Source organism: Rhizobium leguminosarum (assembly GCF_002953715.1).
Lineage (GTDB): Bacteria > Pseudomonadota > Alphaproteobacteria > Rhizobiales > Rhizobiaceae > Rhizobium > Rhizobium leguminosarum_V.
The window spans coordinates 107,127-119,467 of record NZ_CP025012.1 but is presented as its reverse complement, the minus strand read 5'-3'; the positions used below and the strand labels follow the sequence as shown (position 1 = coordinate 119,467).

General features: G+C 62.0%; 13 protein-coding genes. 3 read left to right on the top strand and 10 right to left on the bottom strand.

Annotation, left to right across the window (positions count from 1 at the left end; genetic code table 11):
* Positions 1 to 186: 186 nt before the first annotated feature.
* From CUJ84_RS00675 to CUJ84_RS00665, 3 genes are all read right to left on the bottom strand, one after another.
* Entirely contained in the window at positions 187 to 1,113 is a 927-nt protein-coding gene (locus CUJ84_RS00675; RefSeq protein WP_105004809.1) for a carbohydrate kinase family protein, read from the bottom strand.
* Between the two features lie 62 nt (positions 1,114 to 1,175).
* Positions 1,176 to 1,865, bottom strand: coding sequence for an orotate phosphoribosyltransferase (locus tag CUJ84_RS00670; RefSeq protein ID WP_027681919.1), 690 nt, complete (start codon positions 1,863 to 1,865; stop codon positions 1,176 to 1,178).
* A gap of 75 nt (positions 1,866 to 1,940) precedes the next feature.
* Positions 1,941 to 2,594, bottom strand: a complete 654-nt coding sequence (locus tag CUJ84_RS00665; protein ID WP_105004808.1) for a TetR/AcrR family transcriptional regulator — start codon at positions 2,592 to 2,594, stop codon at positions 1,941 to 1,943.
* Between the two features lie 100 nt (positions 2,595 to 2,694).
* Between CUJ84_RS00665 and CUJ84_RS00660 the strand changes: the two genes are divergently transcribed.
* From CUJ84_RS00660 to CUJ84_RS00645, 3 genes are all read left to right on the top strand, one after another.
* Positions 2,695 to 3,519 (top strand): NmrA family NAD(P)-binding protein, encoded by an 825-nt coding sequence (locus CUJ84_RS00660; protein ID WP_105004807.1) that lies wholly within the window; start codon positions 2,695 to 2,697, stop codon positions 3,517 to 3,519.
* The gene (locus tag CUJ84_RS00655) at positions 3,507 to 4,004 is read left to right on the top strand and encodes a DUF1772 domain-containing protein (protein ID WP_199788755.1); all 498 of its coding nucleotides are present in this window, start codon (positions 3,507 to 3,509) and stop codon (positions 4,002 to 4,004) included. The genes CUJ84_RS00660 and CUJ84_RS00655 overlap by 13 nt, the downstream gene beginning before the upstream one ends.
* Before the next feature lie 501 nt (positions 4,005 to 4,505).
* Entirely contained in the window at positions 4,506 to 5,147 is a 642-nt protein-coding gene (locus CUJ84_RS00645; protein ID WP_105004806.1) for a glutathione S-transferase family protein, read from the top strand.
* Between the two features lies 1 nt (position 5,148).
* Here CUJ84_RS00645 and CUJ84_RS00640 read toward each other — a convergent pair whose 3' ends face one another.
* The 7 genes from CUJ84_RS00640 to CUJ84_RS00610 form a co-directional block, all read right to left on the bottom strand.
* Positions 5,149 to 5,685, bottom strand: coding sequence for a glyoxalase superfamily protein (locus CUJ84_RS00640; RefSeq protein WP_105004805.1), 537 nt, complete (start codon positions 5,683 to 5,685; stop codon positions 5,149 to 5,151).
* A 189-nt stretch (positions 5,686 to 5,874) separates the two neighbouring features.
* On the bottom strand, positions 5,875 to 7,053 hold the full coding sequence (locus tag CUJ84_RS00635; RefSeq protein WP_105004804.1) for a GGDEF domain-containing protein: 1,179 nt from the start codon (positions 7,051 to 7,053) through the stop codon (positions 5,875 to 5,877).
* A 180-nt stretch (positions 7,054 to 7,233) separates the two neighbouring features.
* Positions 7,234 to 8,280 carry a dihydroorotase gene (pyrC, locus tag CUJ84_RS00630; protein WP_105004803.1) on the bottom strand — a complete coding sequence of 349 codons (1,047 nt, stop codon included), beginning with the start codon at positions 8,278 to 8,280 and terminating at the stop codon, positions 7,234 to 7,236.
* Positions 8,281 to 8,503: 223 nt separating this feature from the next.
* Positions 8,504 to 9,136 carry a nucleoside triphosphate hydrolase gene (locus tag CUJ84_RS00625; protein ID WP_105004802.1) on the bottom strand — a complete coding sequence of 211 codons (633 nt, stop codon included), beginning with the start codon at positions 9,134 to 9,136 and terminating at the stop codon, positions 8,504 to 8,506.
* Positions 9,133 to 9,915 (bottom strand): ATP-binding cassette domain-containing protein, encoded by a 783-nt coding sequence (locus CUJ84_RS00620; protein ID WP_003556145.1) that lies wholly within the window; start codon positions 9,913 to 9,915, stop codon positions 9,133 to 9,135. The genes CUJ84_RS00625 and CUJ84_RS00620 overlap by 4 nt, the downstream gene beginning before the upstream one ends.
* A 2-nt stretch (positions 9,916 to 9,917) precedes the next feature.
* Positions 9,918 to 10,982: an ABC transporter permease gene (locus tag CUJ84_RS00615; RefSeq protein WP_105004801.1), complete on the bottom strand. Its 1,065-nt coding sequence runs from the start codon at positions 10,980 to 10,982 to the stop codon at positions 9,918 to 9,920.
* Between the two features lie 155 nt (positions 10,983 to 11,137).
* Entirely contained in the window at positions 11,138 to 12,157 is a 1,020-nt protein-coding gene (locus CUJ84_RS00610) for a sugar ABC transporter substrate-binding protein (protein ID WP_105004800.1), read from the bottom strand.
* Between the last annotated feature and the right edge of the window lie 184 nt (positions 12,158 to 12,341).

Sequence of the window (12,341 nt, the reverse complement as noted above, 5' to 3'; positions counted from 1 at the left end):
GTATTGAAGGGGGGTCCATCAGGATTGGGTTGCCCCTCACCCTAACCCTCTCCCCGCTCGCGGGGCGAGGGGACGTGCCATACGGGACGTCAAGGGGAACGGAGAGGGCGCGGCACATCCCCTTCGCCCGTGTTTACGGGGAGAAGGTGCCGGCAGGCGGATGAGGGGCGGAGGCTTGCTCGAGCCTTAAAGCCCAATCTCACGTGCCCAGGGCGGATTGGCGCCGGCGCGGGAGACTGTGACGGCGGCGGCTTTGGCGCCGAGGGTCAGGGCGTTGTGCAGCGCCTTTTCGTCGAGCGATGCGACTTGCGCCTTGGTCAGCAGATTATCCATCTTCAGCGACGCCAAGATGCCGGCATCGAAGGTATCGCCGGCGCCGACCGTGTCGACGACGGTGACCCGTTCGCTCGGCACCGTCACCTTGCGCTCCTTGGTATAACCGGAGGCGCCTTCTGCGCCCTTGGTGATGACGACGAGCTTGGCGCCGTGGTTCAGCCAGTGGGCGGCGAGCGCATCATGGTCTCCCTGCAGGCCGAACCATTCGAGGTCTTCGTCGGAGAATTTGACGATGTCGGATTTCGCGGCCATGCGCTTGATGCGGGCCATATGCGACGGCTTGTCCTTGATGAAACCCGGACGGATATTCGGGTCGAGCGAGATGACTCGGCGAGCGGCTTCGCGGTCGAGCAGGGCTTCGTAGGTTTCGCCGCAGGGGCTGGGGATCAGGCTGATGGCGCCAAAGTGCAAGGCTTCGCAATCATCGCCGAGATCGGGCAGGTCGGCCGTGGTGATCATCCGGCCGGCCGTGCCCTCGTCGTAGAAGGCATAGGTCGCCTGGCCGTTCACCAGCTTGACGAAGGCGATGGTCGAGGGACGTGGCGTAATGGCGCACGGGCTGTAATCGACATTGCTCGCCTTCAGCGTCTCGAGCAGGATTTCGCCCATCATGTCGTCGGCAATGCCGGTGAAGAAAGCCGTGGGGATGCCGAGGCGGCCGAGCGCGATCGCGGTGTTGAAGATCGCGCCGCCGGCATAGGGCGCAAAGCCCTTTTCGCCGAGCGTCGTGTCCCTCGGCAGCATGTCGATCAAGGCTTCGCCGCAGCACAAAATCATCGTATTCCTCCCAACAGCACTGATACGTTCATCAACCGATTAAGCGAGCTTTTGTCAACTGGCTAGAGCGAAAGCTCACTAACGCCACCATTCCTTCCCGACCAGGCCAGCGGCGCATCGAGGAAGGCTTCGACTTCCGACAGCGTCTTGTCGTCGAAGAGCTTCTGCTCCTTGGCGACGGCGAGAACATTACGCCAGGTGGCGATGTGATGCAGCCTGACCTTGCCGTCAGCAAAGCGCTGTTCACCGAAGATGCCATAGAAGAACAGCGCGATGCCATGATCGACGATGCCGCCGGCGGCACGGACCGCATCGATGAATTTGAACATGCTGCCGCCTGCTGTCGTCAGGTCTTCGATGACGAGCACGCGCGACCCTTCCGGCATGTTGCCTTCGATCTGGGCATTGCGGCCATGGCCCTTCGGCTGCTTGCGGACATAGATCATCGGCAGGCCGAGGCGGTCGGCCAGCAGGGCGGCGAAGGGAATGCCGGCGGTCTCGCCGCCGGCGATGCAATCGAACTGCTCGAAACCGGCATCGCGCAGCAGGGTGCTGGCGGCGAAATCCATCACCGTCGAGCGGATGCGCGGGAAAGAGAGCAGCTTGCGGCAATCGATATAGACCGGGCTCGCCATGCCGGAGGAGAGTTTATAGGGCTGGGCGGCATTAAAATGCACCGCCTTGATCTCCCAGAGCATCTTGGCCAGCAATTCGGCCATCACGGCGCGATCGGGAAATGTGGTCTGGATCATGCGGCTCTCCTTCGGCTTGGATCCTTGCGGGAATAGCAGCAAGAGCCCGACGTTTCCAGACGAAAGGCGAGCTCATTACAGCAGCAGACGGCCGATATCGGCGATCTGCATCTTCTTGAACAGAGCGATCGCCTGAGCGCCCTCCTCCGCATCGAGCGAAACGGCATAACGCACGCCGGCGGCAAGCAGCTGCATCGTCAGCCGCGCGATCGCCAGCAGCCCCTTGCGGTCGCGATCCGGCCATAGACGGACAAGCACGGCGAGAAATGCCTGGGCATGAAATTCCATGTCCTCGGCATCGACCTGCTGCAGCAGCTTGTCGGTATGGGTCGCATGCCAGATGTCGCGCATGACGGGCTCGCGGCGGAAGAAGCCGTAATATTCGTCAACGATCGTGGCGAGCGCGCCTTGCAGGCCCGCAGCATCAGTGACCTTCGCCAGCTCCGCCTCGACGCATCGCCTGCCCGCTTCGTTGAAACGCTCGGCCAATGTGCGAATGATCGAGGTCTTGTCGGGGAAATATTGGTAGAGGGCGCCGAAGGAGAGGCCGGCCTTTTCGACGATCTCGCTCATCTTCAAGCCGTCGCTGCCATGGCTTTCGATCAGCTGCGAGGCAACCGCGAGGATCTTTTCGAAGCGCTCGCGGCCGCGCTGCTGGCTCGGGATGCGGCGCAGCTGGCCGGTAGACTCCTGCTGACGCCTGCGCGTTGCGACCGACTGTTCCGACATGCTCTCTCCTTTTCCGCGTTGACAAACAAAATAAGAGAGATTATCTCATTTTGCAAATGAGAGAGTTTCTCTTGTTTGCAAAATTGGAAGGAGTTTTAACATGCAGACTTCCGAAATCGTCCTCGTCGGTGGATCGGGAAAGACCGGCGGCCGCATCATCAAGCGTCTGGAAGCGCGCGGCCTGACCGTCCGCGCGGCATCGCGCTCCAGCGCACGCCCCTTCGACTGGGAGGCCAGGTCGAGCTGGCGCGGCGCACTTCAGGGCGCCTCGAGCGCCTATGTCGCCTTCCAGCCGGACCTTGCCGTCGCCTGGGCGGCGGAGGCGATCGAAGCGCTCGCCAAGGTCGCGGTGGACTGCGGCCTTGAGCATATCGTGCTGCTCTCCGGCCGGGGCGAAGAGAGCGCGCAGCGCAGCGAGGCAGCGCTGAAAGCTTCCGGCATTGACACCACCATCCTGCGCGCCTCCTGGTTCTGCCAGAATTTCAGCGAGGGCGCCTTTGTCGAGCAGATCATTGGCGGCAGGCTGCAATTGCCGGCGGGCGAGATCGGCGAACCTTTCATCGATACCGACGACATCGCCGATGCCGCCGTCGCCGCCTTGACCGACCCGCGCCACCGCAACAAGACCTACGAACTGACCGGCCCGCGGGCGCTGACCTTCCGCCAGGCGGTCGCCGAAATCGCTGCAGCAGCCGGGCGGCCGATCGAATATCAGCAGGTATCGATGGCGGATTTCACCGGCGGGCTTGCGGCTGCCGGCCTGCCGCAGGGCCTGATCGATCTTCTGGAGGAGCTCTTCGGCCAGGTACTCGATGGGCGCAATTCCAGCGTGATGGGCGGTGTCGCCGAAATTCTTGGCCGCCCCGCCACCGATTTCAGCGAATATGCCCGCCGGACCGCGGCAACCGGAATATGGAGCGCCTGACCATGCAGATCATTCTCATCCTCTCCCTCGTGGCCGCGGCGATCGGCAGCGGCCTCGTCGCCGGCATCTTCTTCGCCTTCTCGACCTTCATCATGACCGCCTTCTCGCGGATTCCCGCAGAGCAAGGCATCGCGGCGATGAACTCGATCAACGTGACGATCGTCCGCTCGCCCTTCATGGGCCTCTTCGTGCCGACGGCGATCCTCTGCATCGTCATCGCCGTGCTCGCTCTGATCGACTGGCGCGGCGGGGCATCTTTTCTGATGCTGGCGGGGGCTGCCCTCTATGTCCTCGCCTCCTTCGTCTCGACCATCGTCTTCAACGTGCCGATGAACGATGCGCTGGCGAAGGTCGCCGGCAACGGGCCGGAAGCGGCTCAGCTCTGGACCAGCTATGTCAGGGACTGGACATGGTGGAACCATGTAAGAACGATCGCCTCGCTGCTTGCCTCGGTGGCCTTCGTGCGGGCGCTGATGATCGTCTGAGATGCAAGCGGAGGAGCAGGCCGCTCCAGCTATTTGCCAGCATCCCGGCTTCGGAAAATACGCCAGGCTGAGATCACAGCGAGCAACAAGAACAGCCCTGCCAGACCAGCCCACAGAGAGCCGCCTTGCGTGAGATTGTCACCGTCGGGAGTGAGGCAACTGGATAATGCTTGAGATATGCAATCTCGAAACTTCCAGTACCTTTCATAGAATAACCATCCGAAAAAAATCGACAGAAACGCTAAAATCGAGACTGAAGCGTATCTCATTTTGTTCCTCCCCGCAGGCATTGCCGCGAGCAAAACTCTGCGGAAAGAGCCCATCCTATAACAAGGAAATCTCGCCAGCCAAATTCGTCGCCGGTGCAGCAGATGGCGCGTGGGGTGCTCCATCGGATAGGCGCTCACCCACCCTCATTTCTGTGCTCGTCACAGGCAGGAATCGGGTGGTTGGTTTCGAGGCGGCATGCGACGTTGAGCCGATTGCCGCGAAAGGACCGTCATGTTCACACTTCACGATTATCTGCCGTCGCAAAATGGCTGGAAGGTCCGGGTATTGCTAGGCCTGCTCGACATGCCCTACCGCAGCCGTATCGTCTCGATCTTCGAGGGCGAGAGCCGCACCGAGGCGTTTCTGAAACTCAATCCGGTGGGCGCCATCCCGGTTCTCGAACTCGACGACGGGCGTGCGATCGCCGAATCCAATGCGATCCTCACCTATCTTGCCGAGGGCACGCGCTTCCTACCGTCAGACCACTATCTGCGCGCCAAGGTCATGCAATGGCTGTTCTTCGAACAGTATCATGTCGAGCCGGTCATCGGCTCGCTGCGCTTCTGGACGTTGACGGGACGGCTGGAGCGTAACCAGAGCATGGTTGCGGGCAAGCGCGAAGCCGCAGCCCGCGCCCTCGCCGCCATCGATCGCGGCCTGACCGACAGCCCATTTCTTGTCGGCCATGAGCTGACGATCACCGATATCGCCGTTTACGCCTATAGCCACCGGGCAGAGGATTGCGGCTTTTCTCTCAAATCTTATCCCGCCTTCCTCGCCTGGTTAGAGCGCGTTCGGGATGCCATCGGCGCCGACTATCCGGTCTATCCCTATAGCATCGACCCACATTCCGATGCCGGCGCGACGCCCTAGACTACGTCTGCTCGCAAAAGGCGATGCGGTTGCTGAAGGGGTCGGTGACGGTCATCTCCAGTCCCCACGGCGCTTCCTCGACGCCGGGCTTCATGTAGCGGTAGTCCTTGCCGGCAAGTTCGGCGTGGTAGGCCCGGACATTGGCGACGCGGACGAAGGCCTTGGCGCCGGGGCTGGCGTCGCCGGAATGTTCGCTCAGGTGCAGCGCCATGCCGTCACGCGAGACCTGGCAATAGAGCGGAAAATTTTCGCCGAAGCGGTGTTCCCAATCGAGATTGAAGCCCAGGAAGCCGCAATAGAATTCCATGGCTTTTTCGACCGAGAAGATGCGGAAGATCGGCATCGGCGGCTTGATGCCGATGACCGAGTGGGAGGTGCCCGCCTCCTCGATCTTGGCCGAGAGGATATTCCATTGATCGAGCCCGAACTGACGGGCGACGATTTCGAGCGTTTCGCTGTGGGTGAGCGAAATGTCGCGGTCGGCCAGGGCCTGCCGCAATGTCTTTGCCATGAGCTTGGCATCGCGAAAATCGCGCATGATGTCATCCTTCCGTTGACGGCAAACAGGAAGATCAGTGCCCGCGTCTGCTGACCCGTTCGCCATCGATCGCCAAACGGCAAGGATGTGAAGGATGTTGTCTGGATGCATTCACCATAACGCCAAAGCGTCGCGGGGCGGCTGGCCGCATCCGGCCGACGGCGATAGTATGAGAGGATCGATCGGCGATCAAGACGCGGTGCGCGCTGCCTCGACGGGAACGGCCTGCAGATGGCCGGCAAGCTCGACCCGGTTGCGGCCGGCGCGCTTGGCGACGTAGAGCGCCTTGTCGGCGGCGCTCAGCATGGCGTCGAAATCCTGCGGCTTCGAGCGGCCGGGCGCGACGCCGACGCTGACCGTGCAGGTCAGCACTTCATCATCGATATGGATCTCGCGCGCCTCGAAGGCCCGGCGGATGCGCTCGGCCGTGAGTTCCGCCCGGCCGGGCATGATCTCCTTCAGCACCAGCGCAAATTCCTCGCCGCCGAGCCGGGCAGCGGTGTCGCCGGTGCGGCAGCTGGCCGCGAGTTCGCCGGCGAAGACCTTGAGCACGCGATCGCCGGCAGCATGGCCGAAGCGGTCGTTGACGGATTTGAAATGGTCAATGTCGAAGACGATGACGGCGGTGGTCGTGCCCATCGGGCGCGTGCCGTACTCGTCGAACAGGGCGCGGCGGTTGAGCAGGCCGGTCAGCGGATCGGTGATCGCATCGAGACGGTGGCGGGCGGCGAGCCGCCATTGATGCAGCGCCAGCGACAGCGCGCCGATCCCGGTCATGCCGGCGATGCAGACGGCAAGGCTGAGATCCTCCGCCCAGTTGCTGGGCGCTTTGCCGAGAACCAGCTTGCCATCGAAGATCAGCACGGCGGCGCAGAGGACGAAGGAGATCGCCGTCAGCGTATAGAGCGCGGTAATGCCGAGGATCGGCGCGGGTGCTTCGGCACGGGCGAGCCAATATTGCCGGGCGGTGGCAAAGAGCAAAAGGGCGATGGCGAGATTGTCGGCGATGAAGGCCAGGCCGTCATACCCTGATAGCATCGGCACGACGGAGAAGACCATCGCGGCCAGCGCGCGGATCGCGATGGCCGGGATGGACAGGCGGCCGGTGAGGAATTGTTTGCCGGCGCCCCAGATGGTGGCAAAACCGGCATGAAACAGCACGAAATTGGCGACGCCCAGCCATGTCCCCGGCGTATTCACATAGGCGCTGTAGACGAAAATGCCGCTGACGACGAGCACCAGGCCGACGGTGGCGGTGAGCAGAACGGTTTCCGCCCGGCGGACGATCCAACTGCCCATCAGCGTTACGGCCAAACATGCCGCGGAGACGCCGAGCGCCAGCAAGAGCGAGTTGTAGTCAAGCGTCATGCTTTTCAGTCTCCGCAGCTGGTATCGCGCCGGATGATGTTGGTAGCTTATGGGCTCCGCGACGAGGAATGTCTTATGCATCCGTTAACAAATGATGCACTGCACAATGCAAATGTTACGCGTTTAACGTCGCGCCGAACTTTAAGATGAATATTCTATTTAAAATTGAATTCTGAAAGCTTACGCCTGCTGCACCACCTGCCAATGCAGGGGAAACATCGGATCGAACACCGTCACCGGACCGGCGCCGGTTTCAATCCTCGCGGGAAAGACGACCGGCTCGGCCTCCCTTGACAGGGTGATGCGCTCCTCGTTCGGCTGCAGCCCGTACCAGGCCGGTCCGTTCAGCGACACGAAGGCTTCGAGCCGCTCCAGGGCGCTTTCCTGTTCGAAGACATGGGCAAGGCAGCTCATCGTATTGACCGAGGTATAGATGCCGGCGCAGCCGCAGGCGCATTCCTTCAGCGGATCGACATGCGGGGCGGAATCCGTGCCGAGGAAGAAGCGGGCATCACCGCTGACAGCGGCGGCACGCAGGGCCAGCCGGTGGTTTTCGCGCTTGGCGACGGGCAGGCAGTAATAATGCGGGCGGATGCCGCCGACGAGGATGGCGTTGCGGTTGATGATCAGATGGTGGGTGGTGATCGAGCCGGCGAGATTGCCCTTGGCCGCCTTGATGTAATCGACGCCATCTGATGTCGTCACATGCTCCATCGTCACCTTCAGCTCCGGCAGGCGCTTCCGCAGCGGATCGAGCACGGTCTCGATGAAGACCGCCTCGCGGTCGAAGATATCGACCTCCGGCGTCGTCACTTCGCCATGGACGCAGAGCGGCAGGCCGATCTTCGCCATGCGCTCCAGCACCGGCATCGCCTTTTCCATGTCGCGCACGCCGCCATGCGAATTGGTCGTGGCGCCGGCGGGATAAAGCTTCACGGCGGTGATGAGACCGCTGTTCTTACCCTCCTCCACGTCATCGGGGCTGGTATGTTCGGTCAGATAAAGCGTCATCAGCGGCTGGAAGCGATGGCCGTCCGGCAAGACCTTGAGGATACGTTCGCGATAGGCTTTGGCATCGGTGGTGGTGACGACGGGCGGCACGAGATTGGGCATGATGATGGCGCGGGCGAAGGTGCGGCTCGTATCGGCGATCACGCCCTCCAGCATGGCGCCGTCGCGCAGATGCAGGTGCCAGTCATCAGGACGGCGGATGGTGATCGATTGCATGGCAGGCCTCCGAAGCGATGCGTCTGCCGTCTCGATAACACTAAAGCGCGTCGCATTGAAATTGAAAGATGCGACGCGCTTTAGCTCTTTTTTCGAGCATGTCGTTATCCCGGAACCGCCGCACACTTCCGGGCGTCATGCATTAGCGCATCGCATTGAAATTGAAACATGCGACGCGCTTTAGCTCTTTTTTCATGCATGTCGTTATCCCGGAACCGGGGCATCACGCCAGCGCGATCTCCAGCGTCACATCGGCCGGGCGGCGGTTTTCGAGGATCAACCGGCCGTTCGGCAGGTCGTTGCCGTAGACCTTGGCGTTGGCGGCCTCCTCTGTGAGGTTGTAACCGCGCCAGCGGGCCCAGAGCCGTTCCTCAAGCACCTCGATCGGCGGCGCCAGCATGATCGAAAAGTCGAAGACGCCTTCGAGTTCGGCCCATTTGCCGAGCGAAAACAGCAGATAATTGCCCTCGACGATGATGAAGCGGTGATCGGGGGAAACGGGTCGGGCCGAGGCAATGGCGAGTTCACGCGAACGGTCGAAGACCGGCACCAGAACCTCCTGATCGGCCAGCCTGACGGCGCGGATGATATCGAGGAAACCGCGGACATCGAAGGTCTCGGGGATACCCTTGCGCGCCAGCAGGCCCCGTTCGATCAGGATGGCGTTGTCCATGTGGAAACCATCCATCGGCAGGACTTCGGCACTTTCGCCGCTGGCCTTCAGCGCTTCCGCCAGATTGTCGGCCATGGTCGATTTGCCGGCACCCGGCGGTCCGGCAATGGCGATCAGGAAACGCTTGGAATGGCCGGCGCGGTCAAGAACTGCGCCGGCGATTTCGTCGATGCGTGCATTCATGCGGCGACGGGCTCCGTCGGCACCGCCTTGGCGCCGGTCATGAAGGCGACGGCGTCGGACATGGTGTATTCCTTCGGATCGATCACCGTCAGCCGCCGGCCGAGGCGGTGGATATGGATCCGGTCGGCCACTTCGAAGACATGCGGCATGTTGTGGGAGATCAGCACGATCGGCAGGCCGCGGGCGCGCACGTCGAGGATCAGCTCCAGCACGCGGCGGCTTTCCTTGACGCCAAGGGCGGCCGTCGGTTCGTCCATGATGATGACCTTCGAGCCGAAGGCGGCGGCACGGGCGACCGCAACACCCTGGCGCTGACCGCCGGAGAGCGTTTCCACCGCCTGGTTGATGTTCTGGATGGTCATCAACCCGAGTTCGGACAGCTTGTTGCGCGCCAGCTTTTCCATCGCCGGCCGGTCGAGCATGCGGAACATCGAGCCGAGCACGCCCGGTTTGCGGATCTCGCGGCCGAGGAACATGTTGTCGGCGATCGACAGCGCCGGCGACAAAGCGAGATTCTGATAGACGGTCTCGATGCCGGCGTCGCGCGCCTCCATCGGCGAGCGGAACTGCACCTGCCGGCCTTCGAGCGTAATCACTCCCTCGTCCGGGGTGACGGCGCCCGATATCGCCTTGATGAGCGAGGATTTGCCGGCGCCGTTATCGCCGATGACGGCGAGGATTTCACCCGGATAGAGGTCGAAATCGGCATTGTCGAGCGCGGTCACGCGGCCATAACGCTTGACGAGACCGCGGGCGGTGAGAAGGGGTTCGCGAGCCATGATTACACCGAAACCTTTCTGATCCACTGATCGATGGCGACGGCGGCGATGATCAGCACGCCCGTCAAAAGGACTTTCCATTGCGGGTCGGCGCCGAGCATGTTGAGGCCCATCGACACGACGCCGACGATCATCGCACCGAAGAGCGTGCCGAGAATGGAGCCGCGGCCGCCGAACAGCGAGATGCCGCCGATCACAGTCGCGGTGATCGCCTGGAGGTTAAAATCGGTGACGGCCGAGGACGGCGAGATCGAGCCGTTGCGGCCGATCGAGACCCACGCGGCCAAGCCGGCAATGACGCCTGATATGGCGTAAACGGTCAGCAGCACCTTCTTGGTCTGAATGCCGGAGAGCTTGGCTGCCTCCGGATCGTCGCCGACGGCATAGACATGCCGGCCCCAGGCGGTGTGATTGAGAACATACCAGAGCACCAGGACGAGCAGCACCATGGCGATGACGCCGAGGGTCAGCACGGCGCTACCGAGCTTGAAGCTCACGGCGAAAAGATGCAGCAGCGGCGCCTTTTCGTCGACGTCGGTGTCGCGGATCGTCTCATTGGCGGAATAGATGAAATTCGTCGCCATGACGATGTTCCAGGTGCCGAGCGTGACGATGAAGGGCGGCAGCTTCATGTAGGCGACGAGGAAGCCGTTCAGCAATCCGCAAAGGCCGCCGACAAGCATGCCGGCTGCGACCGCGATCGGCGTCGGTATGCCGTATGTGATCGCGACATTGCCCATGATAACCGCCGAGATCACCATGATGACGCCGATCGAAAGATCGATGCCGGCGGTCAGGATGACCAGCGTCTGAGCGGCGCCGAGAATACCGACGATGGCGATCTGCTGCAGGATCAGCGTCAGCGTATAGGACGAGAAGAACCGTCCGCCGATGGTGATCCCGAAAATGACGATCGCCAGCACCAGCACGATCAGCGGCACGGCGGCCGGCGTCGAGTGGAGAAAATGCTGCGCGCGCTTGATCAGCGAGACATTCTCGTGCTCGAAGGAGGCAACGCTCTTGTCGCTGCCGTCGAGGACACGTTCGAATTCCTGTGTTCCGGTCATGGTTCCTCCTCCGCATCCGCGCGCCGAACTCGCGCGGGGGCCGTCACCGATATCTATCCGGTCTTTGATTAGCCGGTTCGTGAGGCGACGGCACATCGTCCGTCGAAAACGGCCGGGGATCAAGCCCCGGCCGCTCTGCTTTCAACAATCAGGGCTCAGCCCCAGCACTTGTCGGTGCCTTCCTTGGTGTCGATCGACTTAACGCCGGAAACCGGCTTGTCGGTGACGAGCGAGACGCCGGTGTCGAAGAAGGACTTGCCTTCGGTCGGCTTCGGCTTCTCACCGCTGTCGGCGAACTTCTTGATCGCCTCGATGCCAAGGGCTGCCATCATCAGCGGATATTGCTGCGAGGTGGCGCCGATGACGCCTTCCTTGACCGACTTCACACCTGGGCAACCGCCGTCGACCGAGACGATCAGCACGTTCTTTTCCATGCCGACGGCCTTCAGCGCCTGATAGGCGCCGACAGCGGCCGGCTCGTTGATCGTGTGGATGACGTTGATGCTCGGATCCTTCTGGAGAAGGTTTTCCATGGCCTTGCGGCCGCCTTCTTCATTGCCGTTGGTCACGTCATGACCGACAACGCGCTTGTCGTCCTCGTCGCCGATCTTGTTCGGGTCCTTCGGATCGATGCCGAAGCCCATCATGAAGCCCTGGTCGCGCAGAACGTCGACCGTCGGCTGCGACGGGAGCAGGTCGAGGAAGCCGACCTTGGCGTCCTTGGCCTTGTCGCCCATCGTTTCCTTGGCCCACTGGCCGATCAGCTTGCCGGCGAGCAGGTTGTCGGTAGCGAAAGTGGCGTCGGCGGCATCGGCCGGCTCGAGCGGCGTGTCGAGAGCGATGACGAGCAGGCCGGCATCACGCGCCTTCTTGACCGAAGAGACGATGCCCTTGGTGTCGGAAGCAGCAATCAGGATGCCCTTTGCGCCGTCGGCAATGCAGCTTTCGATCGCTGCGACCTGGCTTTCGCTGTCACCGTCGACCTTGCCGGCATAGGCCTTCAGCGAGACGCCGAGTTCCTTGGCCTTGGCTGTCGCACCTTCCTTCATCTTGACGAAGAAGGGGTTGGTGTCGGTCTTGGTGATCAGGCAGGCAGCAACGTCAGCCGCCATGACAGGAGCGGAAAAGGTGACACCAAGCGCGAGCGCGCCGAAAGCGAGAACAGATTTCTTCATGGAACTCCTCCCAGAGTTTGCCGGCGCCGCCCCTGCGGGGCCGGAAGCTTAAGATATGACACTTCGCCGTGGATCGCTAATGCCTCCCAGCGGTCCCGTGCCCTTGACGACGGCAATTAAGAGCGAAAAGAAATTGGCTTGTCAATAAATAAATCCAATTGAATTATTAATTCGATGTGGCATG

What these genes read in the sequence shown, in the direction of transcription:
- CUJ84_RS00615 (WP_105004801.1), bottom strand. Translation starts at nt 10,982, where the DNA reads ATGACCGGAACACAGGAATTCGAACGTGTCCTCGACGGCAGCGACAAG.
- CUJ84_RS00670 (WP_027681919.1), bottom strand. Translation starts at nt 1,865, where the DNA reads ATGATCCAGACCACATTTCCCGATCGCGCCGTGATGGCCGAATTGCTG.
- CUJ84_RS00635 (WP_105004804.1), bottom strand. Translation starts at nt 7,053, where the DNA reads ATGACGCTTGACTACAACTCGCTCTTGCTGGCGCTCGGCGTCTCCGCG.
- CUJ84_RS00675 (WP_105004809.1), bottom strand. Translation starts at nt 1,113, where the DNA reads ATGATTTTGTGCTGCGGCGAAGCCTTGATCGACATGCTGCCGAGGGAC.
- CUJ84_RS00640 (WP_105004805.1), bottom strand. Translation starts at nt 5,685, where the DNA reads ATGCGCGATTTTCGCGATGCCAAGCTCATGGCAAAGACATTGCGGCAG.
- CUJ84_RS00655 (WP_199788755.1), top strand. Translation starts at nt 3,507, where the DNA reads ATGGAGCGCCTGACCATGCAGATCATTCTCATCCTCTCCCTCGTGGCC.
- pyrC (WP_105004803.1), bottom strand. Translation starts at nt 8,280, where the DNA reads ATGCAATCGATCACCATCCGCCGTCCTGATGACTGGCACCTGCATCTG.
- CUJ84_RS00625 (WP_105004802.1), bottom strand. Translation starts at nt 9,136, where the DNA reads ATGAATGCACGCATCGACGAAATCGCCGGCGCAGTTCTTGACCGCGCC.
- CUJ84_RS00610 (WP_105004800.1), bottom strand. Translation starts at nt 12,157, where the DNA reads ATGAAGAAATCTGTTCTCGCTTTCGGCGCGCTCGCGCTTGGTGTCACC.
- CUJ84_RS00620 (WP_003556145.1), bottom strand. Translation starts at nt 9,915, where the DNA reads ATGGCTCGCGAACCCCTTCTCACCGCCCGCGGTCTCGTCAAGCGTTAT.
- CUJ84_RS00665 (WP_105004808.1), bottom strand. Translation starts at nt 2,594, where the DNA reads ATGTCGGAACAGTCGGTCGCAACGCGCAGGCGTCAGCAGGAGTCTACC.
- CUJ84_RS00645 (WP_105004806.1), top strand. Translation starts at nt 4,506, where the DNA reads ATGTTCACACTTCACGATTATCTGCCGTCGCAAAATGGCTGGAAGGTC.
- CUJ84_RS00660 (WP_105004807.1), top strand. Translation starts at nt 2,695, where the DNA reads ATGCAGACTTCCGAAATCGTCCTCGTCGGTGGATCGGGAAAGACCGGC.